Origin of the sequence: Blautia marasmi (assembly GCF_900258535.1) — a bacterium.
In the GTDB taxonomy this organism is placed as follows: Bacteria; Bacillota; Clostridia; order Lachnospirales; family Lachnospiraceae; genus Blautia; species Blautia hominis.
Genome location: NZ_OIWX01000001.1, coordinates 5,523,121 through 5,549,049 on the forward strand (window position 1 = coordinate 5,523,121; position 25,929 = coordinate 5,549,049).

Below are 25,929 nucleotides of genomic sequence, written 5' to 3' on the forward strand. Positions count from 1 at the left end.
TTACTTCATATTCCTTTTCTCATTTATTCTTCGTCTTTATATCATAACGCATGAAGGAATATTTGTATACTTTATGTTTTTCTAATCCGGCAGCTCTTCATGATCCAGCCCATATTCTTTATACAGGACCTCTCTATATCCTGCATCCAGAGAAGCCTTCTGTAAATCTTCAATCCTGTTGTCATGGAACAAGAACTGCATAAGACTGGACAGTTTTTCTTCTCCCATTCTTTTGCCTTCCACTTCACCTTCCCTGCGCATTTGCTGAAATGCTGTGCACATATTCATCCCTCCCTCCTCTGTCCTAATGGCATCCGCGTTATCTTTTATCAGCGGAACATCCAAAAAATCTCCGATCAACTCACCTTTCTTCCAGTCCAGATTTCTGTAACGCTCCTGGTTTTCCCTGAGAAATTCCTCCATAGAATCTTTGTCCTTTGCTACCCGCAGCAGCTCGAACACTTCCCGCAGACCTGTCCGAAAGTTTTCAGGACAGACATTACCGCTGTATACCAAATTCAGCGGATAATTGGGTATATATGTTTTCCACGGTTCCAGTGCCTTTGGCAATTCCAACATATCATGGAGACACATAGGGCCATCCCATAACTGGTCTTCCCCATAGAACAATGCCAGGGTGATGATCGGGCGGAGCCTGTCTTCCCTTCGCATCCCGGAAAGGAATTCTGCACCGGAAGACAAATCCCTGCCTCTTCTGTGCTTTTTCTCCAGGTCCAGCATTTGTTTTGTGTAATCAACCGCATCATAAAGCATATGTCTCACCGGCATTCCATAATGGACTGTTCGCTGGCCCTCTGCTGCAAGCATGATGCCCAGAAGGCTCCCATCCAATCCACATGCTTTTTGCACGTCACGCAGTTTTTTGATCACCACAGGCTGACCGTCTCTCCCGGGAATCTTTAGTTGTTTTTTCTCGTTCATCTCTTCCAAATACTCAGGTTTTATTATCTCTTCCCCTTGAAAGACAACGCCATTAAACAAGTCTGCAAACACTTCATTATCAGACAGGCGCTCATATATTTCCCCATCCTTTGCATTCCATGATACTTCAGGTATTCTTTGTTTTTTCATCTGTCCTCCTCGGGAAAACAGACAGACTCCATGCAGGTACCATATAATATAGACAAAGATACGCACTGTTTTTCTTGTATTATACAATATATCAATTTGCATTTCAATTGTACTTTTTATCTGTTTTCCACATGCTTTTAAGCTGAAATTTCGGCTGACACGCCGTTGAAAATTAAATTTGCCATTTCAGAAATGTAGGTTCATTATATTCTTTCTATCCCGTAAATGCAATGACTTTATAAAAGTTTTATGTTTACAGGTAAATAATGATTACTGTTCACAGTCCAATGTCCCGGAGCAGGCCGGACAAAGGGTAAATCTTTGCCCGGCCTTTGGGAACCGGAAAAAATCAGCCAAATGACTGTTCTGTTCTGTCAATGATCTCGTCCTGCAGTGCTTTGCTCAGATTCCGGAAATGGTCACTGTATCCTGCTACACGCACGATCAGATCCTTATATTCATCCGGATGAGCCTGCGCCTCCAGAAGGGTTCTGCGGTCGATCACATTAAACTGTATGTGATGTCCATCCAGATTAAAATAAGTCCGTACCAGATTTGCCATCTGCATCAGTCCGTTATCACCGGACACCACCTGAGGCGTGAATTTCTGGTTCAGCAAAGTGCCCCCTGTGTTTAAGTGATCCATCTTGGAACAGGATTTCACTACTGCGGTAGGACCTTGCACATCCGCGCCCTTTTCCGGGGAAATTCCTTCGGATACGGGTTTATGCGCCATGCGGCCATTGGGACTTGCCATCATGACTTCCCCGAAATAAACATGACAGGTGGTCGGCAGCATATTGATGCGGTATTTTCCGCCTTTCATATTGGGCCGCCCTGTCACATTTTCATAGTAGAACTGAAACACGTCTTTCATAATATCGTCCGCATAATCATCATCATTGCCGTACTTAGGTGTTTTATTGCTGACAAGATTCCGGATTCGGCCATGTCCCTCATAATTGTCTTTCAGTGCCTGCATCAATTCCGACATGGTGAACTTTTTCTTGTCAAATACATTATATTTTATGGCTGCAAGGCTGTCGGTGATGGTCCCGATCCCTACTCCCTGCAGATAATTGGTGTTGTATCTGGCCCCTCCGGCATTATAATCTTTCCCCGCTGCAATGCAGTCATTCGTGATCACAGAGAGGAACGGCACAGGCATATAGCGGGCATAAATCCCTTCAATCACATGATTGCCCCGCATCTTAATATCCAGGAAATACAGAATCTGCTTTTTATAAGCCTCGAAAAGTTCCTCATAGGATTGAAATTCCTCCGCTTTGCCAAGGGGCAGGCCAAGCATTTCCCCTGCAACAGGATCATATCCATTGCAAAGGGTAATTTCCAGTATTTTAGGCAGATTGAAATAACCGGTCAGGATATATGCTTCATTTCCAAAAGCACCTGTCTCCACACACCCGCTGGTACCGCCTTTTCTGGCATCTGCAATGGATTTTCCCGCGTTTAGGAGCTCCTGGATGATACTCTCTGTATTATAAAAGGCCGGCTGTCCCCATCCCTTTCTGGAAATCTCACATGCTTTTAATAAAAACTCCTGAGGCGTCTTTTTACTGATCTGCACATTTGAACTGGGCTGCAGTAATTTCATTTCATCCATACACTCCAGGATCAGATAGCTCACTTCATTGACACCGTCTTGTCCCTCTGGTGTCACCCCGCCGGTATTGATATTGGCAAAGTCTGTGTAAGTACCGCTTTCTTTCAATGTAATCCCCACTTTTGGCGGCGCAGGCTGATTGTTGAATTTCACCCACAGGCATTCCAACAGCTCTTTTGCACGTTCCCGGTTCAGAACCCCCTCTTTAACATCCTTTCTGTAGAAGGGGATCAAGTGCTGGTCAAGCCGGCCGGGGCTGTATGCATCCCAGGGGTTCAGCTCACTTGTCACAGCCAGATGAACAAACCAATACATCTGAAGGGCCTGCCAGTATGTCTCCGGTCTGTGCGCCGGAACAACGCTGCAGTTTTGGGCAATCTGCAAAAGCTCCTCTCTGCGGACACTATCCTCCTCTTTTTCCGCCAGCTCCAGCGCATAGTCATGATACCGCCTGCCCAGAAGTATTACCGCGTCACAGGCAATTTCCATAGCATGAAGCTCATTTTCTTTGTCCAGGGCTTCCGGGTCCTGGCTGTAATCCAGATTCTTCCTTGCCTCTTGGATTTTTTCTTTATAATCCAGAAGCCCTCTCTTGTATATATTCTCAGAGCCCACAGTATGACCCGGGCCTCTCTGTTCCATAAATTCCGTGAAGATTCCGCATTTATATGCTTTCTTCCATTCCGGTGTCATTTTTTCCAGGATCCGGTGCCGGATGGAACGTCTTTCCCAAAAAGGGATCATCTCCTTTTCCTGAAACGTATAATCCTCCTCCCGCACCTTGAAGCTGATCAGCTCCCTGTCATTCATCACATGAAGGTCCTGCACGGTATGGCAGCAAAGCTCGGGAAACGTAGGGGCTGCCTGCGGCCCGTTTCCCTTCTCTCCCACCAACAATTCACCTTCTCCTATGTACAGTGTCTTTTCGGCAAAATAGTGTTTTAAAACCAATGCCCGAAGTTCCGGCACGGATACGGTGCCCTCGTATCTGCGGTACACCTCTGTCTCTATTTTTGCACGTTCCATATCAATATGTGCTTCTGTCTCCAGGCTCTCCCGGCGAAGCCTTCGGATCCTTTCGTTCATTCCCTGTTCCATCTATATTAACCTCCTATTCCTGCCTGATATCCCCGCGCCAGACACATATCCAGCAGCTCCTGCATACGTGATCCCTTGGGGGTGGTAAGATCCCTGCCCTGGTATTTTTGCCCCAGTCTTGGATACTTTCCGCTCCCTGTATTATGGTAAGGCAGCAGGTGAATCCATTTTGGTGAAATGGCGTGGGAACTGAGGAACTCCAGTGTTTCCTCCATATTCCTATCCGTATCATTTACACCGCCCACAACGGGAATACGGATCCAAATGGCTGCTTTACTTTTGGAAAGCCTTATGAGGTTTTCCAGGATCTCTTCATTCCCTACTCCGGTCATTTCCTGATGCAGCCGTGAATCCATGAGCTTTATATCATATAAAAAGGTATCCGTATAAGGAATTATCCGCTCTATATTCTTCCATGGTATGTATCCGCAGGTATCTACGTTTACCCGAATCCCCCGCTTAGTCAGCTCAAGCATCAGCCGCTCCACAAAATCCATGTCCCTGGCCAGTACCTCTCCGCCTGAGAGAGTAACTCCGCCGTGAGACTGTTCATAAAAGGGCTGGTCTTTTACTGCTTCCGCAGCCAGTTCCTCCACTGTATATTCTCTGCCTGCGAATTCTCTGGCATTTTGCAGACAGTATTCTTCACATGTATGGCAGATTCCACACTTATTTTCATCTGTCACCGGCCTGTGTCCATCCATGGAAACAGCTCCGCTGGGACAAGCTGCAGCACATTCCCCGCACCCCGCACATTTTTCCTGATTCCACATGAACTGCTGCCCATACTCCTGTGTCTCCGGATTATGGCACCAGATACAGGAAAGCGGACATCCCTTAAAAAATATAGTGGTGCGTATTCCTTCCCCATCGTGTATGGAATACTTCTGTATGTCCGTCACAAATTGCACTTCCATCTAAGCTGTACCTCTCTTTGTATGCTTTAGTCTGAAAATCAGTCTATAAACAGCATTATATTACCCCAAAACCTGAAAGTCAACGGATGCACGTTTGGTTTCCAAAGACATATATACCGATAAAAACGGATTCCATGCAGTTTCTCCTTTACAAATCCATTATATAGCGTTATTATATATCTATAAGATATATAAGGAGGAAAATAATGCTGGAATCCATTGCACTTGGTATGCTGCTGGAGCGTGATCTAACCGGTTACGATATTAAAAAATTGATAGAAAACGGTATTGGCGTTTTTTATAAGGCTAGTTTTGGGAGCCTGTATCCTGCCTTAAAAAGGTTAACCCAAAAGGGATATTTGACAACTTCTGAAAAGCCGCAGGGCGGCAGACAGAAAATATTTTATCACATGACTGAGAAAGGCAGAGAAGAATTTTTCGACTGGCTATCTTCACCTATGGATATATTTGAAGGTACAAATACCCACCTGGCTAAAGTCTATTTCTTTGACAATCTGGAACCGGAAATTCGAGAACAAAAGTTATTGGAATATGAGATCAACAACAAGAACTATCTGAACAAATTAAAAGATTTGGAAAAAAAGTTTGACGGAATGGAACATAAAGAGTGTTTTTATTATAAGCTGTCCACTCTTTATTACGGAATCTGCATTACGCAGAAAACCATTCAGTGGTGCCGGCATATCCGTATGCAGAAAACACTGCCGGATTTAATAGAAAGGGAAAGGTAAAAGGATGATAACAAAATCTCCCAGCGGGGCCTTAAGTCCCTATTACTATAAAGGCGGTTATTTTCACGGTATACATTATGGAAGCTATTTTGAAGATTCACAGGCTCTGCTTTCCATGATAAAGGATGAGGAACATTTTATTTTAAATTCTCCCCAAAAACGCCGCGTCTTGATCGACCTTTACGAAACCCGCCTGACAAAGGAATTGACCCTGCAGATTGTGGAACATATCGAAAGGATGAAACATAAAATCGTAAAGCTCGCCATAACCACGGATAAAAGAAGTCTGCACAGACTGCAGAAGGCCTTTCGTAAAAAACAATATTAGGAAATGGCCAGCTTTACTTCTGTACGGATATGGAGGAGGCAAAAACCTGGCTTGTATGTGATCACTGCTTCTGCAGTTTTTCTGCCTGTTCCAAAATATAATAAGAGACCATAATATAAACTTTCTCTTCACAGGAGTCTGGACGGATACCGGTGATCTGTTTTATCTTTTCCATTCTCTTTAAAACCGATGACCGCTGGATATATAGAATTTTTGCTGTGTGAGTTGCACTGCAGTTTTGTTCCAGATAAACTTTCAATGTGCTATAAAGGCTGGTCCTATGGGTATGGTCATAGTTTCTCAACATGATAAGTGCAGGAGATATCAATTCTTTTGCGGGATATCTCCCCGTGCATTCTCTCAGCATGATCGCAAAGGCATAATCCCGAAAATAATAATACCAAAAATGTGTATCTGTCTCCCTTCCAATCTCCATGGCATCATATGCCTGTTTTTCATATACCTCCCAATTATGAAATCCGGTAAACGTATTGCTGATCCCTGCCTTTGCAATATTTTCCCGCAAAAATAATGCCAGCTCCCCGTGCAGGTCTGTCTCTTTGCTCAGTGATAAATTACGGACGCAGATATAGTCTGTATCCTGAATGATGACACAACTGTCTTGAAGCAAGGTCTCTATTTTTTGTCTCAGATATTCTTTGCCTGTACTCACCGGATATTTTTCCGCAAACTGAAACAAGATCACCTGATATGTATGTGACTCATTCCATTTATACTGCCCAATCACATACCTGTGCGCAGGGGGATGCCCTTTCAGTAAATCCTGTATCTGTTCACAAAAATCCCAGCTCTTCACACCTGTACGGCTGGCAATCCCCTGTTCATTAAAATGAATCTGAAGCGCCTCTGCCGTCACCGTAAAATATTTCATGAAAACATCAAAATATTCCGTCTCTGATCGCGTGGCTATAAATCTGGCATAGTATTTCTTTTCATAAAGAATGTTATAACAGAGCATCCGCATTCCATCCGTCTTCATTTGGTACTCATATACATCCGTTCTGTTCTGACAAAGATAAAATGCTTCGTCCCACACCAGATTATCAATATCCTCGTCCGTAAACGAATCCTGCTGCATCACAGCCCGATACATTTCATTACGTGCAAGGTAATTATAACTATTGTTTATGACCGTCATTGCAGTGTGAAGTATGGGGCTCGTCACATCCAGTATGGTATCCGGCAGCAAAAGTTCCGCGTTACTCACCGCAAACTTCCACTTTTCGTATGACAGGAAGATTTCAGCTAAAAGATTACATACCCTGTTCTTGTGTGCATCCTCCAAAATAAGGGCACTGCAGGCATACTCTTCCGTCCATCTGCAGCCACCTGTAACTAAAACCACGCATCCTTTTAAATTCCCTGCATACTGCTTCAGTTCCTCCGCATCGATCACATACAGTATCCGGTTGTCTGCTAAGGTGCCATTCTCATATAAGCCAAACTTGTCAAATTCCTGTTTTTTCCGGTACTGCAGCTTACTTTTTTTCATTCCATAATACGATAATTGATACTGCAAATATTTTAAATCCATCTGCTCCTCCTTTGGGATACAAATCGCAGCCTTACTGTACTTTGTATTTCAACAATCCAAGTCTGTTTTTCCTGATATTATAAATGTTATTATAGTTCAAAAGACACGGATTGACTACAAAATGTAGTTTTGAAAGGAGGATTTTTATGTTTACAAAAGAAGATTATATGGCGGCTGTGGTGGAACATGAAAAACCGCAGCATCTGCCAAGTGCTATGAGCGGTTTGGTCGTAATGACCGGAGGAGCTTTGGAAACCTTTGAAAACGGGCCTTTCGGAGGCGGCCCTGATGGTTTCGGCGTTATTTGGGAGGCATCCCAGTCTGCCGGCGGACAAGCTGTACCTGCACCGGGACATGTTGTCCTGGAGGACATCACTGCCTGGGAGGATGTGGTGAAGTTTCCGGATCTGGATGCCTATGATTGGGACGGTCAGGCCAAATTGCAGTTAGCAGGTGCGGACCGGAACCGGCAGGTTATAGAATATGGTGCCTGGAACGCCCAATTTTTAAGGGTGACACATTTGATGGGATTTATGGATGGCCTTTGCGCCTTTGCGGAGGAGCCGGAAGCCTGCCGCGGCCTGATCGAGGCTATTACGGATTACAAGATACGGCTGGCAGAACGGGTGGCTCATTATTTTAAGCCTGACTTTTTTACCAGCTATGATGACGTGGCTACTCAGCAGAGTCTGTTTTTAAGCCCGCAGACTTACCGTGACCTCATAAAACCTTCTCACAAAAGGCTTAATGACGCGGTAAAGGCTTACGGTATGCTGCCTATCATGCATACCTGCGGCCACTGTGAACCCTTGATCCCCGATTTCATAGACGAGGGCGCTGTAGCCTGGTCCTCAGCGCAGCCCGTAAATGATATTGCCGGTATTTTACAGAAATACGGAAAACAGATCGCGGTAATTGGAGGATATGATTCCAACGGCCCAGCCGGAAGAGAAGATGCACCGGATACCGTGATCGAAGCGGAAGTGAAACGCTGCATTGAAGCCTACTCACCTTACGGAAGTTATGTATTCATGGGATTCCGTGTCATGAGCGGGACAGAACCGGATTTGTTTTTTAAAGGGCTGCTGCCCATTAACCAGGCATTTGATAAACTTACACAGGATACGTGAGAACTAAAATGGCGGCCGGTGTTATTTGGTTTTACCGTATCTCATTGGGCATACCGCCCTGCATGTATTACAGTCCACCGTCTCAAATCCCCTGGCCGTTTTACCGTATGTATTTGTGCGGCACAGCTTTTGATCCACGCTTCCGTTTTCAATCGCTTGAACAGGGCAGGCGCTGACACATTTTGTACAGCCGTCTATACAGATATTCTCACAAAGAGTATCTGACGGCAGATCCAGATCAGTAAGAAGTGCGCCGATCGTCAGTAAATTTCCAAAACGGGGATTTAAAAGCATGGAGTTTTTACCCAATGCGCCAATTCCCGACAATACAGCCGCATGCTTCATGGAAATCAACCCCCGGCCGCAGGACGCATCACTGTCCCAGTATTCGTATGGGCTGTCACTGGGCAGCGGTACAACGAAACAGCCGAATTCTTTTTCCATCCTCTTTGCGGTCTGAAAGGAGATCCGGTCAGCCTCTGTACAGCTGAATCCGTTATAATGTCCGTATACCAGCCGGGGTTCCACAAAGGTAAGTCCTTTTGGCAGTGCGATTCCAAAGGTGATCACTGCCTTGCACTGAGGGTAAATGTCAAGGGGTGAAAAACCCTCCGGGGCCTGGTCAAACCGGTCTATATTGGCAATGCCGCATACATCGGCACCGTTTTTAAGTATCAACTGTTTTATTTTTTCTTTCAATCTATCTGTTCCTTTCCTATACTGTATTTGTCTGTCAGAATTAATATAATGACAGCAGACGGTGAAAGCAGCCCGGATCGCAGGGTGAAGTATTCCCCCGCGATCTGCACATGCATCCCGTCTGCCGTTAGAGTGCGTTATTCTGTCTCAGCAGGGATAACCCAGATTTCCATATAATGGATACCATCCATATTTTTATAATATTTTTCAGCAGAGAAAGGCTTTGTTGCCAGTTTATGGTGGGGCAGCCAAGTGCCGAAAAGGTATTTTCCTGCTTGATCCAGCGCTGTTGTCACAAGCACTTCAAAACTTTCCGCCTCAATACTGCAGACAAGGTATTCCCCTGCGGGCAGTTCTTGTTTCGCCAGCGCTTCCGGCATGCCCGCCCCGCCTGCAAGACCTCCTGCAAAATAGGTGAATTCCCCTTTCTGTGGGTCCTGCATGTATGACATTCCCAATTCAACTTCCGGGTTCAGATGATCCGCAAACGCTTCCTTTTCTTTGTGGTATCTCTTCCATAACTGGCCGGGTATATCCACTCCTGTGCTTTCACCTGCCGGAATCTGTCCCTCTATTTTCACTTTTGCCTCAAATCCGAGATACACCTCCGGATAGTCCAGTGTTCTTCTATTGATCTCCAAAACCATATTACCCGCAAGCAGCGGAACCCCTTCATCAATCATGGTATAGACCATAGATATCTCAGGCTTTGTGAAGGTATTCAAAAGCGGACGTGTATCTCTGTATTCTTCCGGTGTTAACCCATAGGCAGTTTTAAATGCTCTGGTGAAATTTGCATGGCTGGAAAATCCGTATTCCAAGGCAATATCCAGAATTCTCATATCATCCTTATCCAATTCCTCTGTCACTAATGCCAGACGACGTAGTTTGATATATTCCTGGACCGTTTTATTTACCAGACGTTTAAAGAGCCTCTGAAAATAGAAGGGGGACAGTCCTGCTATGTCAGACAGGGTCTCCGCGTTGATATCCTCCTTGATATGTGCTTCCATGTGATCTAAAGTCTTTTGTATAGCTTCCCATGCGTGCATTGTGCGCACCTCCTTATTTGATATGACGTAACTGTTCATGCGCTGACCTGCCAAATAGTTACGATATGGTTATACTATCAGATAAAATCGGTGCCCGCTTTTCACCCAATGCTCATTTTTTCCGGTATTCCTCTTTATACACAAGTTTTTGAAACAGTTCCATCCACTCCTCAAACTGCCTCAGCATTTCATCCAGGCAAAATTCTGCACCTGACATCTGAATATCATGTATATAGCCGTCCCCCATCCAGCGCAGCATTTTATAAACCTTAAATGGTTCAATATCCTCTTTAAATTTATAAGTATCTATATGACCAAAACATATCTGAAACAATACGTCCTCTTGCATTGTATTTACATTTTTAAGTTCATCTGATACATCTTCCTTTTCAGAATAGAAGGCGCGCAGAGCAAAATCCAGTATAAAAGGATACTTATCCAACATTTTCACTTTATAAGTGCTTGCATACCGTAAGAGTTCAAAGAAATCTGTTATGGATCTAAATCTTTCATCAACGATCTGTTCCTGCATGGTTTCTATCAGGCAATTGTATATGTACAGATATAATTCTTTCTTGTTGCGAAAATAGTAAAATAATAACCCTTTTGAGATTCCCGCCTTTGCCGCGATCAGATCTGTGGAAGCCTTTTTATATTCATTTTTCCCAAATACCTCCATTGCGGCATTTATGACGGCCTGCTGTTTCTCTTGGGGAAGAGAAGAAAACTTTTCATTCATCTAAGCTATCCTCTCCGTTATCTTTATTATGAAGTGATAACCCGATCATAATAGTCGTAGACTGGCTGTTGTTCCAGACGGAGTGGGGAATGGTTCCTTTTACAAGAAAAGATTCATTTTCTCTAATGATCTTCTCCTCTTTGTCCAGAAATACCTTTGCCTCCCCCTGTACTACAATAAAGAGGTGGTCATGCATGTGCACATGGTTCTTAGTGGGGCCTCCGCCTCCGTTTTCCAGGTAGGCGATAGAACCGTCCTGTATTTCGCCCATTTTCCCGAATAATTTTTTCGCATTAAAATTTACATGTTTCGGAGGTGTCATAAATCCTTCCATATTTTTTCCTTTCCGGCTTGTCATAAGTCTCTTCCAGAATCATTTGCCTGTTCCCTGTCCTGAAACTGCTTGTATGCAGCAGCAGTTCATAACTTCCAAAGAAGACGAAAATCACAGATTTGGTTCATAAAAGCTGTCCGGCAGATGTAAAATGTCACTGCCTGCCAGTTTATTATACTGATTATAAAGGAGGACTGATACCATTGTCAATCTCGCCAAAAACAAAGGTATGATCAGACAGCAAAAATAAATTCATACGGTCTACCGCTAAAGTATATGGATCTGAATAAAATGTAAAGGAAGTTTCATATGTTAGAATGAAAGACCGCCCCGTGGGAAAATATGTCAGGAGGATGCATGATGAACAAAATTGCAGAAAAACTATTACGGATCATCTCGGATTATGCCGATGGTTTTAAGGGTGCTTTTAACATCCGGGAAGACGGCCAGTGTGTCGGCAGGCAGTCTACACCTAATATCCGCATTGACACTAAGAAGGATGCCCCCGGCCTGGTCGTCCATATAAGCCCCCATGCGCAGAAGGAAGTGGTTTACATCCCTGCCTGCGTAACTCACGGTGCTATCGACGACCTTGTGTATAATGATTTTTATGTGGGAGCAGGAGCCGATGTGACAATCATTGCCGGATGTGGTGTCCATACGGACAGCGGCGATATGGCAAGACATAACGGTATCCACCGTTTTTTTCTGGAAAAGGGTGCACATGTTTTGTACAAGGAAAAGCATATCGGCACAGGATCAGGAACCGGAGAAAAACGAATCGATCCCGTTACGAATGCGTTTCTGTCGGAAGGCTCCGTATTGGAGATGGACACCGTGCAGCTTAAAGGTGTGGACAATACGGTGAGAAAAACAACAGCCAGACTGGCGGCAAGGGCAAAACTGATCATTCATGAAAGTATCTTAACAGAAAAAGCTGAGACTGCAGAGACGGACTTTACTGTCTCCATGGACGGAGAAGACTCCGCCGTTGATCTGATCTCCCGCTCTGTGGCAAAAGGCAGCTCCCGGCAGACGTATCATTCCCGCATAATGGGAAACTGCCGCTGCAGCGGGCATTCTGAGTGTGACGCTATCCTGGCTGACCAGGGCACGGTAAATGCCTCCCCGGAGTTATACGCCGGCAGTATTGACGCTGTTTTGATCCATGAGGCTGCCATTGGAAAAATCGCCGGGGAACAGATTATCAAACTCCGTACCCTGGGTCTTACAGAGGAACAGGCAGAAGAAAAAATCATAGAAGGCTTTTTACGGGCATAATGCCTCCCCACACATTGCCCTAAATGCCTCTGCGGTCTGCGAAAAACAGGAAGCAGATGGGAGAGGACCAATGGCATCCCATGGCCTCTCCCATCCGCTTCCGTTCCCTATCTACTTATTCCAATCCGCAGGATACGTCACATAAATAAACCGCGCTCTCTCAGGAACCGAAAACTGTATCCGGGACCCTTTCGGGATCAAAATAATCTCTCCCGGCCCAGCCGTCACCCTCATCCTGTCCTTAACGATGGTAAGCTCCCCATCAATCACATAATCAATCTCATCATAATCCAAAGTCCAGTCAAATGTAGTTCTCTCCATCTCCATAATACCGCAACCAAGCCTGGGACTCTCAGCAAGAGAAAACAGATCATGGGTATATACCTTATCATTCCTATTTCCGGTATCCAGCCTGTCTGTTTCCGTCACATGGATCTTTGGTACTTCCATCTTAATGACACCGGCTATCTCCTGCCGATGCACATCATTTTTCGGACTGCCCAAACTCCCAATCTTCTCCTCCAGCACCTGTGCTATCATCTGTTCGATCACTTCTCTGCTAATCTCCATTACCTACACCCTACCTTCACACTTCTCTATGCATACCACATCGACACCTACACTTCTTTTGCCGCCCCTTTGCTCCGTACCAAAACCAAAGCAGCGATTACCGCTGTAATCCCACCCACCAGTTTTCCCACGATCATAGGAAAGATCATATCCTGATTAAATCCTGCAGTAAAACCAAGATGGTCTCCAAACACAAAAGCCGCTGAAACCGCAAAGGCCACATTCAGCACCTTTCCCCTGTCATCCATGTCTTTCATCATACCAAACATAGGAATGCTGTTCGCAAGGCTGGCGACCAGTCCTGCTGCAGCCATCTCATTCATACCCAGCACTTTTCCCAGACCCATGAGCGGCTTTTTAAACACTTTCGTGATCACATACACCAGAGGAAATGCGCCTGCCAGTACAATGGCAATATCCGCCACCACCTCAAATCCCTCACTGATAGGATTCATACCGGGGATCAGCACAATTCCTGTGAGCTGTTCTATGATACCCACCCCGAGACCCAAAGTGATCACTGCCACTACAAACTTACCGAAATACGTGAAGCCCTTTACCATGGCATTTTCAAACTTCCACAGCCCAAGAGCGATCAAAACGGCAAAAATAATGATAGGGATCAGATTCTTAAGCACCATAACAATGGAATATCCTGCCACCAGACCGCCAACAAACGAACCGATCGGAATGGTAATGACACCTGCAAGTACACCTGTTGCCAGGTATTTCCGGTCCTCCTCCCTGATGATCCCAAGGGCTACCGGAATGGTAAACACAATGGTAGGCCCCAACATAGCGCCAACGATCAGACCGCCGAAATTACCTGCATCTTCATTCAGAGCCAACGCCTGTGCCAGAGGTGCGCCGCCCATGTCATTTGCCAGAATAGAACCGGCAAACATAGCCGGGTCAGCGCCCAAAAGGCCGAATACCGGCACGATCACAGGCTTCAAAAGATTGGCGATGACAGGTGCCAAAGCGATGATCCCCACCATGGAGACAGACAGTGCACCAATTGCCATGATTCCTTCCTCAAACTTCTCTCCCAGTCCAAAACGGCTGCCGAATATCCTGTCCAATGCTCCCAGAGCCGCAAATATTACCATAATGTATATAATTATCTCATTGATGCTCAACGTCATACCTCCTCATGTATATCCAGAGTATCTATAATTCCCACAATGGCTGCATCCACCGGTGTTTTTCCGTTTCCCACAACCATCCTTGCGGAATTTCCCCGGCAGATCAGGACCATATCTCCCACACCGGCGCCGATCACGTCTGCGGCAACCAGCAGGGACTCTTTTTCCTGCCTGTACCGTTTCATCACATCAATCACCAGCAGCTTCTGTCCGCTGATCGCCTCGTCTTTTTTGGTGGCCCATACACTTCCGATTACTGTTCCGATTTCCATTCGTGTACCTCACTGCTGTCTTCTGACTGTCAGATTATGATTGGAAATATAGTCTTTGGCCAGGGGTGTTATAATAGTCTTTCTTCCGATCAAAACCGTCCGGTATCCGGTCCCGCGCAGTCTCCCAAGGTCTGCTTCTCCCAGCAGTTTAAGCCTTGTCAGATCAAAGGGCGCACTGTCATTTTCTGCTATTATGCAGGCATTTTTTTGTACCCGCATTTCAAGTTCTGCCGCCTCCTGTATACCGGTTACGATCTCACCGCCAAAACGTCTGATCTCTTCCTCATATTCCTGGTATTTCTGATATAAAGCCTTGTAGGAAGTCTCCCTGTATTTCCGGTATTCCAGACCTTTTTCCAGAAAATAGACTTTCTTCCCGCCAAGCAGGGCTTCAAGGATCCATTTTGCTTCCGGCTGCCCGGGTATTCCCAGTGCAGTAAAGGCCAGCAGGCCGGCGGAGACCTGTGCAGCCACAATAAAATCCCATTCTCCTGTTTCCGGGGAAGTACAGATATTGGCAAAGGACCGCAGCATATTTTCTTCTGCCTGATCCAGTTTCCCAAGTACCAGGACTTTTCCGGTGTGGGAAGCCCCACAGGACTCCTCCTGTATCTTACCAAGGCGGGCCTTTACTTCCTCTATGACATCCTCGATCAAACGGTCCGTTCCTTTTGTCTTCCATGTATCCATAAGCACATCCTCCTTTACACCCCTGAAAGACGCGGCAATTACCGGATGATACGGCAAAAGGTGCCTTTTTCAAACCCACAGGCATTTGCCTCGTCATAGTCAATATGAACATAGGTCTGAAACTCACTGCTGACCCTGGCAATGGTATCCTCAAAAATAACCGGACGGCTTCCGTAAACTTTGATCTTCAGGGCTTCTTTGTCTTTTACATGCAGTCTCCGGGCATCCTCAGGTGTGATATGCATATGACGCTTAGCTATGATCACTCCTTTATCCGTGACAATCTGCCTGTCCCCGTTTGAGATGGTAATTCCCGGTGTTCCCGCTATATCTCCGCTCAGTCTTACAGGCGGGCGGATGCCCAGGGCAAGGGTATCTGTCATGGACACCTCCGCCTGGGTCTCCCCTCTCTCAGGCCCCAGGATAACCACACCGTGAATCGTTCCTTTCGGTCCTGTAAGGGATACCCTCTCCTTGCAGACATACTGACCTGGCTGGGATAGATCCCTGACTTTTGTAAGCCTGTATCCTTTGCCGAATAACCGCTCCACATCTTCCCGTGACAAGTGCACATGTCTGCCGGAGGCCTCCACCTCCACCATCATCTTATCTTTCAGCTCCCTGACAACTGCCTCAACTACTGCCTCTACCTCAACGTTCATACGTTCCTCCATATTTTCCAGTCAAATACTTGAACATCATGATCCAGAACAAAGAGGACAGCCGGTTTAAAACGCGTATGATATCTTCCCGCTCCACATCGCCGGTATCTGTTTTAAAGGCTCGGTATGCAATGAGCTCCGTCTCTCTGGCCTTTGTTCTCAGCTTGTTTAAATATGCCACAATTTCATTATGACAGTAAGTGGGAAGGAAATGCTTCATACCATAATACTGGCTTGGATGATGGGAGTGGGCCCGCATGGCGTCTGTGTCCAGCCCCTGCATGGTGATCTCACCCACAGGCTCCCCGGATACCTCGCACCGCAGAAGCCAGCGGATAGTTTTGATAATCTCCTCCAGATCCTCCGTGAGCGTGTGCAGATCCTGCTTTTCCGTGATAGTCTGTAAAATGATGATCTCTGCCTCCAGGGAGTCAATAGCTCCCCGGAAGGCAATTCTTGGATGGTCCTTATATACCAGATGGTCTCCTCTTAAATGGGTCATGTGTTCGGGTTTTTCCGGTTTTTTATCCAGGGTTTCCCTGACCGCCTCCGCCACAATCCGGCGGATCTTTTCCTGTTCTTCCATTTTTCTGCTCCTAATAGCCGGACGTTTTTTTCTCAGACCGTATCAGTTCATCAAGCTGAACCGTTACTTCAGGCCTCTTCTGTAAAGGAAGTTCCTGTGCTCTTTTCAAGCTGATGAGGCAGGATCACATCCACTTCTGTGTGAGGACGGGGAATCACGTGTACGGACACCAGTTCTCCCACACGCTCTGCTGCTGACGCCCCTGCATCGGTGGCTGCCTTGACCGCGCCCACATCTCCGCGCACCATAACGGTGACTAATCCGGCACCAATGCTTTCCTTTCCCACTAACGCCACATTGGCAGCTTTAACCATGGCATCTGCTGCCTCAATGGCTCCCACAAGTCCTTTTGTTTCAATCATACCTAATGCGTTTGTATTTGCCATAATGATTTACCTCCAAATATTCTCCAATTTTCAACACTTTAACTATTTTGTACCCCTAGGAAAACGCCTGGCAGGATACGATACTTTCTCTGTTAGTATTCTACATTTATCTGAATTCATTCAGACGAATTCTTTTACAATTTTGTCCACAATGGCATTGATCAGTTCCTGGCTTACCTGGCTGCCGCCGGATATCCGTGAAGTATCCTGCGTGCTCTCGCTTTCCCTGCGGATCTCTTCCAGTTCTTTTGTACCAAATGCCACACGTTTGATGTTGATCAGATCAAGAGGCCCGATGTTGTTGGAGGAGGAACTTCCTCCCACTGCGCCGCAGCCCAGTGTCAGGGCCGGGAATAGACCTGTGGTTGCTCCGATACCGCCCAGCGCTCCCGGTGTATTGACCAGGAAACGGGATGCGGGGATCTGCAGTGCAAATTTTCTCACCAGCGCTTCATCCTCTGCGTGCATGGAAAAGGTGTGTCCCGCACCTTCCATATGAAGGATCTCAATGCTTCTCTCCAGCACCCTGTCAGTATTTTCTTCCACAAAAAGTCCCAGGATGGGAGCCAGTTTCTCCCTGGAATAGGGTGCATCTGCTCCCACTTTCGTCTCTCTTCCCACCAGTACTCTGGCTGAGGACGGAACGCCGCAGAGGCCCGCGTACTCTGCGATCTGAGCACATGTTTTTCCCACGATCATAGGATTCATGGTGCCGCCGGCCCGCAGAATGAACTTTCCAAGCTGCCTGGACTGTTCCTGGGTCAGCACAAAGGCGCCCTGGGATTTCAGCTCCTCCACTACTTTTTCCTCCATGCAGCGCTCCACAATAATGGACTGCTCAGAGGCACAGATGGTACCGTTATCAAAGGTCTTGGAGTCCAGGATCTGTTTTACTGCTCTTCTTACATCTGCGCTCTTGTCAATAAATGCCGGGCCGTTGCCTGCGCCCACGCCGATGGCAGGTGTTCCTGATGAATAGGCGGATTTAACCATGGCTCCGCCGCCGGTTGCCAGGATCAGAGCTGTGCGGTCATTCTTCATCAGTGCCTGTGTGGCCTCCATAGTAGGCACACTGATGGCTGATATTGCCCCTTTTGGGCAGCCAGCCTCACATGCGGCCCGGGAGATGATCCGCACGGTTTCCAGGATACATTTTTTAGCTCCCGGATGGGGAGAAAATACAATGGCATTGCCGCCCTTTAAGGCTATCATTGCTTTGTAAATAACCGTTGAGGTAGGGTTTGTGGAGGGAACGATCCCGGCTATCACCCCCACCGGCGTGCCGATATCCCACACCTTTCGCTCCTTGTCCTCATGGAGGATCCCCACTGTCTTTTCCTTCTTTACGGCATCGTAGACCACTCTGGCGGCAAACATATTCTTGATCACCTTATCCTGCCATTTTCCAAAACCGGTTTCCTGCTGGGCAGCTTTTGCAAGTTCTTCTGCATGGGCAGCTCCGGCGTCGCTGATCGCTTTTACAATACGGTCAATCTGGTCCTGGTCCATACGTGCCAATTCCCGCTGTGCTTTTTCCGCTTCCAGAAGCAGATTTCTTGTCTCCTGGACGGAAACTAAGTCTTTATCCTTTAATTCCATTGGTTCACTCTCCTTTTCCCTTAATCAAAATCTTTTGGCCCGTCTGCCACTGTCTGCACTGCCTGGGCGAACGCAGAGCAAGCCGCCTTGCACGCGGACTGGCTTCCGGTGAGAAGGCCGCCGCCAAAATTGGTCTCAGACGGAGGGCCGTAAAAAGCTACCATGGTCACATCCGCTGCCTTCATCGCAGCATCCAATCCGTAAACCGCCTCCAAAGGCGGTGCGATCAGATAGGCCAGTGCCTCCCCCTCGGGGATACCTGCTGTCTTTGACAGATAAGAACCCGTACGTGATACCGTGTGTGCGTAATAAACAATAGAGTCATCCTCATTAGCGCTGACAAAACAGGGACCATATTCCATAAAATTCCTGATGGAATTCAGTCCGCTGCGGATTTCCGCAGGGCTTGGCCCTCCAATGATGCCGATGACCTCACCTGCCAGCTTCGTGGACGCATTGGCAGCGCCTGCATACATGGATCTTGCATAGACCACCTCCACGTCTGCGTCTTTCGTAGCTTCATCAAGGGCCGTGTAGAGCACATCGTCTGTATCTGCTGTCACGATCCCCAGGCTTTTATGTCTGGGGCCCAGCTCCAGTGCTTTTGCCAGATCCTCGCTGACATTGGAAATCATACGGATTCCCAGAATCGCGGGACGCAGTTCATCATGTTTCATAATTTCCTCCAATATTTCCAGCTTATTTCAGATCTATTCCCGATGCCTTTTTCTCCAGCATCTTCACGATCAGTTCAGCCGCATGGGCGCCTGCCTCAACGGCCGTGGTGCCGCCCTTGTGGATATTGCTGATCACGGTACGTTTTGCCTCCGCAAGGCCATGCTTAGGTTTATATGCAATATAGGCAGACATGGATTCCGCGGTCACAAGGCCCGGCCGTTCTCCCACCAGCATACAGATCACATCCGCATCCGTCACTTCTCCCACCGCATCCATGGCCCCCACTCTGGCATATTTGATAAAAAGGACAGGGGGAAGGGTGATCTGATGCATCTGAAGGCCCTGGCGGATAGCAGGGATCATATCCTCCACATTGGCCTCAATGGCGGAGGAGGAAAGGCCGTCCCCCACGATCACAAGGACTTTTGGATGGCTGCCGCAGGTCTTTCGGATCACCTCAAGTTCATCTGCGGGAAAGCGTCTCCCAAGATCAGGCCGTGTCAAATATTCATCTTTGTCCTTGCAAAGGGTTTTTACAAAGACAAAACCGCATTTTTTAATAAACTCTTCAGATACATCGCTGAACACCGCATCCTGGGCCGCCGCATGGTCTGCGCGCACCCGCAGCATGGTGGCTGTCCGGTATCTGGCCCCTGCCTTCCCGATCCCCAGCCTGGCAGGTGTCCTTGCTTTCATATCCAGATACCCCTCTGCATCAACAGGGTCTTTTACAAGAAGCTGGCGGCGCAGGTCTGTTTTTGTAATATCCTCCAGACATTCCCCGGAATCAGCCGGTATCTCTTTCTTTTTCAGTGCTTCCGCAGTGGTCTGTATCACCTCAGAACGCTTAGGCTCAGGGGCTGCGGAAGTATTTAACATCTGATCCAGGATTTTTTCCACCATGGATCTAATTTCATCATCTCTCACTTGATAAGTCCTCCTTCTGGTAAGATAGTTACGATTAAACAAACAATGTGGATGCATCTCCTGCTCTGGCGGTCAGATGTCCCTTTTCGTCCACATATCCCATCTTCATCAGCCACTTGTGGAATGGTTTAATAGCGGTCAGGCCGAATATCTCACGAAGTGCCGCGGTCTCATGAAAACCGGTTGTCTGATAGTTGAGCATCACATCATCCCCGTGTGGGATTCCCATAAAATAATTACAGCCGGCAGCGGTCAGAAGTACTGACAGATCCTCTATGGTGTTCTGGTCTGCCTTCATGTGGTTGGTATAGCAGGCATCGCATCCCATGGGAATACCGGAGAGTTTCCCCATGAAATGGTCCTCCAGCCCGGCACGGTTCACCTGCCGTCCGTCATACAAATATTCCGGTCCGATGAACCCCACAACCGTATTGACCAGAAACGGTGAGAAATGGCGGGCAAATCCATAACATCTGGCCTCCATGGTCACCTGGTCTGTATCGTGGTGGGCTTCGGAGGACAGCTCTGAGCCCTGCCCGGTCTCAAAGTACATCACATTCGGCCCCTGGGCAGTTCCCTTTGTCAGCGCAAGATGGCGTGCCTCCTCAATGGTAGCTGCATTAAAGCCAAACGCTGTGTTTCCCATCTCTGAACCGGCAATAGACTGGAAGATCAAATCCGCAGGTGCCCCTTTCCTGATGGCCTCCATCTGAGTAGTCACATGCGCCAGCACACAGGTCTGGGTGGGAATCTGATGTTTTTGTTTTACTTCCTCAAAACGGTGCAGTACCCTGGCAACACTCTCGGCAGAGTCATCCACCGGATTCAGCCCCAAAAGGGCGTCCCCTGCGCCATAGGTAAGTCCCTCCAAAAGAGACGCCATAATACCGTCCGGGTCATCGGTAGGGTGATTCGGCTGAAGACGTGAGGACAAGGTCCCCTCCTCACCGATGGTGGTATTACAGTGTGCTGTGACACGGATCTTTCTAGCTCCGTATACCAAGTCCAGATTGGACATGATTTTCGCAACAGCAGCCACCATTTCCGATGTCAGCCCCCGGGATACCCGGCGGATCATTTCCCCTGTGGTCTCCTCATCCAGAATCCACTCACGGAGTTCTGAGACAGTCATTCTTTTGATCTCATTGTAAATAGGTTCGCTGATGTCATCTTGGATGATCCTGGTCACCTCATCTGTCTCATAAGGCACAGCCGGATTGTTCCGCAGATCTTCCAGTGTGATCTGGGATAACACGATTTTGGCTGCTACCCGTTCCTCCGCCGACTCCGCCGCAAGGCCTGCCAGCTTGTCTCCGGATTTTTCCTCGTTGGCTTTTGCCATTACTTCTTTTAATGACTGAAAAGCATAAACGTGTCCAAATAATTTCGTTTTTAAAATCATGGCTTCTTCCTTTCTTCTGTTTGCTACGGTTCACATGATTCCTGTTATTTTTTATTCATGACGATTGAAAGTGCGCGGAGCATACTTTCTATCATTTATGAAATACCAATGTCTTGACCACCACAGGGAGTACGCTTCCCTCCGCAATGGGTCTGCCAATGTCAATATACTCTCCCTCCGCCAGATGGATGCCGTCCAGACAAATGACTTCCTTCTTCCATTCCAGAAGGTGATACATGGTCTGCCCCAGGACCTTTGCCATATCATTTTCCACAACTACGATCAGAGGCAGATTGGCATGTAAAAGAGGTTCCATGCCTTCCAGAAGAGCCTTTGCATATTCCTGTATCCGGGAAAAACTGGGATTGTTTTCACCCGTAAATGCAATGGCTGCCTGTTGTATTCTGCCCTCCACCATAAACCACTCCAGCTTTTTTCTGATGGCATTTCCCATGGCTTTTGGACTGCTCTCCTCCTCGCTCAGTTTCAAAACGGGAAGGTTCTTCACCGGAAACAGCTCCTTTGTGTAAGTGATCGTACTGCCGCTTATGTCAGTTGTATGGCTTCCGGCCCCTACCACAGTGGCACGGATGGTCTCCGCGCTCTCAATGACCTGCAGATCCTGAAATAATTTTGACTCCCGGATAGCCCGCCCCAAAAGCACACCTATATCGCCGAACATAAAAGGTTCCCTGAATTTTTCCGGATGATAGACCGCATCCGCTACCCCGCCGGAAAAACTGATACACACAGTCTCTCCCGACAGATCAATCCCCTGGTTCGTGATCATCATTTCATAGTAAGGATTGTCTCTGCGCAGCCCCACACTCTGTTCCAGTATCTCTGTCATCTGTATTAAAAGCGGTTTCAGAAGATTTTCGCTGGCAATGGTCCCGATTCTCAATTCCCATCCTTCTGCATCAATGATCTTCTGTATTTTAGGTGCGATATATGTGATCCGTCCGGTATCTTTGTCAATCTTAACCAGCCTGCCTCCAATATCCAGACAGCCGGTATCTACTGTATCTCCCCGTTTAAATACCGCCAGGTTGCTGGTTCCGCCGCCGATATCTATATTTACTGCTGTCAGGTGGTGCTCCTTTGAATAGAGATCAGTACCCGCGCCTTTTCCGGAAATAACACTCTCCAAATCCGGTCCTGCCGTGGCAACCACAAAATCACCGGCAAATCCACTGAGCGCGTGGATCACCTCACTGGCATTTTCTTTTCGGGCTGTCTCTCCTGTGATGATCACAGCCCCGGTGTCAATCTCCTCTTTTCTTACGCCTGCTTTCTCATATTCTCTCTCTACGATCTCCCGGACTTTGCCAAAATCTATTCTGGTTTGGTCAAGCAGCGGTGTAAAATAAATATCACTTTTGTACTGAATCTCTTTCTTTGTTATCACCATCCGGGGAACCGTATAACTGGTTGCCATATTCTCCACTGTCAGCCTGGAAAAAATAAGCTGCGTGGTGCTGGTGCCCAAGTCAATACCCACACTTAATAGTTCTTCTTTCATTTTGCTCCCCTTTCCCGGTTCAGAAATTCTGACAGTTCTCCAATCCCTGTGCCGTCCGGTGTGTCCACCAAAAAGATCCGGCTTACCCCTGCCTCCTTTAACTGTCTTTCCGCTTTCTTGATCTGTTCCCCACCCGCCTGCTTTATTTTTGTGACAACTCCAATCACTTTTTTCCCAAAAATACCCGCAAATCCGGGAGGGATCGCCCGGTATTCTGATGTGGGGTCAGCTACCAAGGCGATGATACCCGCATCTACCGCAGTCATGATTAGAGCATTGTAAAAGTGACGGTTCTCCAGATATTCTCCCGGGGTATCTATGGATTCTCCATACTGTTCCACAGCCTGTGTCTTTTTATATCGGATCTCTTCCTCGTTCAGCTTCTGACACAGCGTCGTCTTGCCACAGCCGCTCTGCCCCATAAAAATGACTTTTTTCACTGCCTTGCTCCTCTTCTCACGTTCTGGTCACTGGGGCCTTTGCAAATCCAAGCTGTTCTTCCATGGTTTCCAGAATTTCCTTCACTGCTGCCTCCACAGAACTGATATCTCCGGTGAACACCAGTGCCCCGCTGAACCGGTCAATAAAGCCCAGTGTGATATCTGAGGCTTTTGTGGCTATATCCGCAGCAATGATCGCCCCCTCACTGGGTGTGATGGTCAGGATTCCGATGGCGTCCATCTGTTCCGGTTCCAGCCCCAGCTTCACATAGATGGCCGGGTCAGGACCGGCTATGACGTGGGCCAGGGTTATCTGTTTTCCCGGAACAAATTCCTGTATGATCCTCTGTTTTTCTTTCACTTCCATATCCGCAGCACTCCTTACTCCGGCTGTATCAGCGCATTCCCTGATATGCCCGTTTTAAAATCTCCAAGATATCTTCCCGGGAAACCTTTCTGGGATTTGTCCGGATACAGGCATCTGACAAAGCCCCCTGTGCTACAGCATCTTTCTGCTTCTGGTACTCCTCAGGTAAAACACCGCAGTCTTTCAGTCCTGCAGGCATTTTCAACTGTTCCTGCATTTTCCTGATCTCACGAATGAGATTCTTTACCCCGGCCCGCACATTGCCGCCTCCGAAACCTGCCAGTTGGGCGATCGCCGCATACTTTTCGGCTGCCGGAGTGTATTCCCTGGGATTGAACTCTGTCATATCCGCATTGAATTCCACCACATAGGGAAGTAGGACGGCATTTGTCCTGCCGTGAGGCACCTTAAATTTGCCTCCGATGTTATGGGCAATGGCATGGTTCACTCCCAAAGATGTTTTGTCAAAAGCCAGCCCTGCCATACAGGAGGCATTATGCATCTCCTCCCTTGCCCTTGCGTCCTCCGGATTCGTATAAGAGCGAACCAGATACCGCAGAACCGTCACCGCCGCCTTCTCCGCCAGCGCATCGGTAAACGCGTTGGCCTTTGTGGAGACGTAAGCCTCCAGCGCATGGGTCAGCACATCCATACCGGTGTCCGCCACCACGGATTTCGGAACACTTTTCACAAGACTGGCATCCAGAATGGCTGTGTCCGGCAATAGTGATGAATCTACCAAAGGATATTTGATCCCCTTCTCCCGGTCTGTGATCACGGCAAAGGATGTGACCTCCGAACCGGTTCCGCTGGTGGTTGGAACTGCAATAAACTCCATATCCGGCAGATTCCCGATCTGCCTGGAAAAATGCATGATAGCCTTTGCCTCATCAATGGCAGACCCTCCGCCCAGGGCGATCAAGGTGTCAGGCTTTTGCTTTATCACTTCTTTGACACCTTCGATCACCAGTTCAAGGGGCGGGTCGGGAACCACATTGCTGAAGATGGTATAACTGCCTGCTTTCAGGTACCTGGTGATATTCTCCACAAGCCCTGACTCCACCATAAAAGGGTCAGTGACAATGAATATCCCGGCACCCTGCAGTTTCTTTAAATATTCCAATGCATTTTTGCCAAAATGTATGGATGTTTTTATCCCGAACTCTTCCATAATCTTTCGTCCTTTCAATTTCATTCCTTATTTAGCTATCTTTTGTGAAATCTGCTCGGATTATGCAAAAAGCACATGAGATTCAAAAACATTTTTTGAAAATTTCGCCTATCTGGTCCGGTTTGACACCGGAAAACATCTTCCCGTCAATGAGAAGATTAGGGGATTTTCCACAGTTTCTCAGGCAGCCGCGTACATTCAGATATACATTCCCGTCCGCGGATATCCCTTCTTTTTTAATTCCCAGCTCGTTCCTCACAGCCTGTAAAACGGCTGCCCCGCCCTTGTCTCTGCATCTTTTCCCTGTACAGACCGTGACGGTGTGCTCATAGGGTGTTTCTTTTAAGCCAGAGTACATCCGCACCAGATACTGCACCACCGATCTCTTCACACCTGCCGCAGATGCTGCCCTCTCCTGGAGTGCCGGGCTGATCCCGCCACAGATTTCCTGCAGTTCCCTTAGCATTGCCACTATCATTTCCTGCTCTTTTTTGTCTTTTCTGCTGCTGTAATAAGCTAAAATTTCATTTATATTTTCTTCTCTGTCCATGAAACTCTCCGTTCCTTTTTTTGATCACTGCCACTGTTTGATACGGTTCTGTTAACATTTTTTGCAGATTTCCCGCTGCTATACACAACTGCTGCCCAAAAGGTGTTTTCTGTCCGGAACATGAAGCTAGTACAGCGTTGCGTAAATTCCTGTGAAGTCAGTGCCTGATATCTGCGTCAGGTGTGCGTCTGCAAAGCGACGGCGTAGTGGGCGCTACGACTAGCTTTGCAGGCGTGCTCCTGGCGTAGATAGCGGGTGCTGAATTCACTGGTATTTGCACAACACTGTACTAGTACAACGTTGCGTAAATTCCTGTGATATAGCACTCGCTATCTACGCAATGCTGTATTAGAGTGTGTTT

At 47.4% G+C, this 25,929-nt stretch carries 28 protein-coding genes; 4 read left to right on the forward strand and 24 right to left on the reverse strand.

Annotation, left to right across the window (positions count from 1 at the left end; translation table 11 throughout):
• Positions 1-81 precede the first annotated feature (81 nt).
• The 3 genes from C6P39_RS24320 to C6P39_RS24330 form a co-directional block, all read right to left on the reverse strand.
• On the reverse strand, positions 82-1,092 hold the full coding sequence (locus tag C6P39_RS24320) for a hypothetical protein (RefSeq protein ID WP_104805489.1): 1,011 nt from the start codon (positions 1,090-1,092) through the stop codon (positions 82-84).
• A 349-nt stretch (positions 1,093-1,441) separates the two neighbouring features.
• The gene (gene hypD / locus C6P39_RS24325; RefSeq protein WP_104805490.1) at positions 1,442-3,814 is read right to left on the reverse strand and encodes a trans-4-hydroxy-L-proline dehydratase; all 2,373 of its coding nucleotides are present in this window, start codon (positions 3,812-3,814) and stop codon (positions 1,442-1,444) included.
• A 5-nt stretch (positions 3,815-3,819) separates the two neighbouring features.
• Positions 3,820-4,731, reverse strand: a complete 912-nt coding sequence (locus tag C6P39_RS24330; RefSeq protein ID WP_104805491.1) for a glycyl-radical enzyme activating protein — start codon at positions 4,729-4,731, stop codon at positions 3,820-3,822.
• A 206-nt stretch (positions 4,732-4,937) separates the two neighbouring features.
• On the opposite strand from C6P39_RS24330, the gene C6P39_RS24335 reads away from it, so the two are divergent.
• Together C6P39_RS24335 and C6P39_RS24340 are read left to right on the forward strand one after the other, a co-directional pair.
• The gene (locus C6P39_RS24335) at positions 4,938-5,483 is read left to right on the forward strand and encodes a PadR family transcriptional regulator (RefSeq protein ID WP_104805492.1); all 546 of its coding nucleotides are present in this window, start codon (positions 4,938-4,940) and stop codon (positions 5,481-5,483) included.
• 4 nt (positions 5,484-5,487) lie between these two features.
• Positions 5,488-5,811, forward strand: a complete 324-nt coding sequence (locus C6P39_RS24340) for a hypothetical protein (protein ID WP_242987133.1) — start codon at positions 5,488-5,490, stop codon at positions 5,809-5,811.
• 61 nt (positions 5,812-5,872) lie between these two features.
• On the opposite strand, the gene C6P39_RS24345 is transcribed toward C6P39_RS24340, so the two are convergent.
• Complete coding sequence (locus C6P39_RS24345) at positions 5,873-7,366, reverse strand: PucR family transcriptional regulator (RefSeq protein ID WP_104805493.1); 1,494 nt, start codon at positions 7,364-7,366, stop codon at positions 5,873-5,875.
• 146 nt (positions 7,367-7,512) lie between these two features.
• On the opposite strand from C6P39_RS24345, the gene C6P39_RS24350 reads away from it, so the two are divergent.
• Positions 7,513-8,496, forward strand: a complete 984-nt coding sequence (locus C6P39_RS24350) for a uroporphyrinogen decarboxylase family protein (RefSeq protein WP_095172913.1) — start codon at positions 7,513-7,515, stop codon at positions 8,494-8,496.
• A 21-nt stretch (positions 8,497-8,517) separates the two neighbouring features.
• Here C6P39_RS24350 and C6P39_RS24355 read toward each other — a convergent pair whose 3' ends face one another.
• From C6P39_RS24355 to C6P39_RS24370, 4 genes are all read right to left on the reverse strand, one after another.
• Positions 8,518-9,195: an epoxyqueuosine reductase gene (locus tag C6P39_RS24355; protein WP_104805494.1), complete on the reverse strand. Its 678-nt coding sequence runs from the start codon at positions 9,193-9,195 to the stop codon at positions 8,518-8,520.
• 137 nt (positions 9,196-9,332) lie between these two features.
• On the reverse strand, positions 9,333-10,247 hold the full coding sequence (locus C6P39_RS24360; RefSeq protein WP_104805495.1) for an AraC family transcriptional regulator: 915 nt from the start codon (positions 10,245-10,247) through the stop codon (positions 9,333-9,335).
• 112 nt (positions 10,248-10,359) lie between these two features.
• Positions 10,360-10,986 carry a TetR/AcrR family transcriptional regulator gene (locus C6P39_RS24365; protein ID WP_095172910.1) on the reverse strand — a complete coding sequence of 209 codons (627 nt, stop codon included), beginning with the start codon at positions 10,984-10,986 and terminating at the stop codon, positions 10,360-10,362.
• Positions 10,979-11,344 carry a cupin domain-containing protein gene (locus C6P39_RS24370; protein ID WP_242987135.1) on the reverse strand — a complete coding sequence of 122 codons (366 nt, stop codon included), beginning with the start codon at positions 11,342-11,344 and terminating at the stop codon, positions 10,979-10,981. The genes C6P39_RS24365 and C6P39_RS24370 overlap by 8 nt, the downstream gene beginning before the upstream one ends.
• Positions 11,345-11,677: 333 nt before the next feature.
• Between C6P39_RS24370 and C6P39_RS24375 the strand changes: the two genes are divergently transcribed.
• Complete coding sequence (locus tag C6P39_RS24375) at positions 11,678-12,601, forward strand: SufB/SufD family protein (RefSeq protein ID WP_330407121.1); 924 nt, start codon at positions 11,678-11,680, stop codon at positions 12,599-12,601.
• A 111-nt stretch (positions 12,602-12,712) separates the two neighbouring features.
• Here C6P39_RS24375 and C6P39_RS24380 read toward each other — a convergent pair whose 3' ends face one another.
• The 16 genes from C6P39_RS24380 to C6P39_RS24455 form a co-directional block, all read right to left on the reverse strand.
• Positions 12,713-13,171: a cupin domain-containing protein gene (locus C6P39_RS24380; RefSeq protein ID WP_104805497.1), complete on the reverse strand. Its 459-nt coding sequence runs from the start codon at positions 13,169-13,171 to the stop codon at positions 12,713-12,715.
• 47 nt (positions 13,172-13,218) lie between these two features.
• Positions 13,219-14,310, reverse strand: a complete 1,092-nt coding sequence (gene eutH, locus C6P39_RS24385; protein WP_095172907.1) for an ethanolamine utilization protein EutH — start codon at positions 14,308-14,310, stop codon at positions 13,219-13,221.
• Positions 14,311-14,312: 2 nt separating this feature from the next.
• On the reverse strand, positions 14,313-14,588 hold the full coding sequence (locus C6P39_RS24390) for a EutN/CcmL family microcompartment protein (RefSeq protein ID WP_065541609.1): 276 nt from the start codon (positions 14,586-14,588) through the stop codon (positions 14,313-14,315).
• A 9-nt stretch (positions 14,589-14,597) separates the two neighbouring features.
• Positions 14,598-15,278 (reverse strand): hypothetical protein, encoded by a 681-nt coding sequence (locus tag C6P39_RS24395; protein WP_104805498.1) that lies wholly within the window; start codon positions 15,276-15,278, stop codon positions 14,598-14,600.
• A 38-nt stretch (positions 15,279-15,316) separates the two neighbouring features.
• Complete coding sequence (gene eutD, locus C6P39_RS24400; protein ID WP_065541607.1) at positions 15,317-15,940, reverse strand: ethanolamine utilization phosphate acetyltransferase EutD; 624 nt, start codon at positions 15,938-15,940, stop codon at positions 15,317-15,319.
• Positions 15,930-16,526: a cobalamin adenosyltransferase gene (locus C6P39_RS24405; protein WP_104805499.1), complete on the reverse strand. Its 597-nt coding sequence runs from the start codon at positions 16,524-16,526 to the stop codon at positions 15,930-15,932. The genes eutD and C6P39_RS24405 overlap by 11 nt, the downstream gene beginning before the upstream one ends.
• Positions 16,527-16,594: 68 nt before the next feature.
• Positions 16,595-16,912: a BMC domain-containing protein gene (locus C6P39_RS24410; RefSeq protein WP_095172904.1), complete on the reverse strand. Its 318-nt coding sequence runs from the start codon at positions 16,910-16,912 to the stop codon at positions 16,595-16,597.
• Positions 16,913-17,032: 120 nt separating this feature from the next.
• Positions 17,033-18,511 carry an acetaldehyde dehydrogenase (acetylating) gene (locus C6P39_RS24415; RefSeq protein WP_095172903.1) on the reverse strand — a complete coding sequence of 493 codons (1,479 nt, stop codon included), beginning with the start codon at positions 18,509-18,511 and terminating at the stop codon, positions 17,033-17,035.
• Between the two features lie 20 nt (positions 18,512-18,531).
• Complete coding sequence (eutL, locus tag C6P39_RS24420) at positions 18,532-19,188, reverse strand: ethanolamine utilization microcompartment protein EutL (RefSeq protein WP_104805500.1); 657 nt, start codon at positions 19,186-19,188, stop codon at positions 18,532-18,534.
• 22 nt (positions 19,189-19,210) lie between these two features.
• On the reverse strand, positions 19,211-20,116 hold the full coding sequence (eutC, locus tag C6P39_RS24425) for an ethanolamine ammonia-lyase subunit EutC (RefSeq protein ID WP_095172901.1): 906 nt from the start codon (positions 20,114-20,116) through the stop codon (positions 19,211-19,213).
• 34 nt (positions 20,117-20,150) lie between these two features.
• Positions 20,151-21,518 (reverse strand): ethanolamine ammonia-lyase subunit EutB, encoded by a 1,368-nt coding sequence (locus C6P39_RS24430; RefSeq protein WP_065541601.1) that lies wholly within the window; start codon positions 21,516-21,518, stop codon positions 20,151-20,153.
• A gap of 91 nt (positions 21,519-21,609) precedes the next feature.
• Positions 21,610-23,040, reverse strand: a complete 1,431-nt coding sequence (eutA, locus tag C6P39_RS24435; protein WP_104805501.1) for an ethanolamine ammonia-lyase reactivating factor EutA — start codon at positions 23,038-23,040, stop codon at positions 21,610-21,612.
• Entirely contained in the window at positions 23,037-23,480 is a 444-nt protein-coding gene (locus C6P39_RS24440) for a EutP/PduV family microcompartment system protein (RefSeq protein ID WP_104805502.1), read from the reverse strand. The genes eutA and C6P39_RS24440 overlap by 4 nt, the downstream gene beginning before the upstream one ends.
• A gap of 16 nt (positions 23,481-23,496) precedes the next feature.
• Positions 23,497-23,847 (reverse strand): BMC domain-containing protein, encoded by a 351-nt coding sequence (locus C6P39_RS24445; RefSeq protein WP_171285709.1) that lies wholly within the window; start codon positions 23,845-23,847, stop codon positions 23,497-23,499.
• 28 nt (positions 23,848-23,875) lie between these two features.
• Positions 23,876-25,018: a 1-propanol dehydrogenase PduQ gene (locus C6P39_RS24450; protein WP_095172898.1), complete on the reverse strand. Its 1,143-nt coding sequence runs from the start codon at positions 25,016-25,018 to the stop codon at positions 23,876-23,878.
• Between the two features lie 82 nt (positions 25,019-25,100).
• Positions 25,101-25,568, reverse strand: a complete 468-nt coding sequence (locus C6P39_RS24455; protein WP_104805503.1) for an NADH-quinone oxidoreductase subunit NuoE family protein — start codon at positions 25,566-25,568, stop codon at positions 25,101-25,103.
• Positions 25,569-25,929 lie beyond the last annotated feature (361 nt).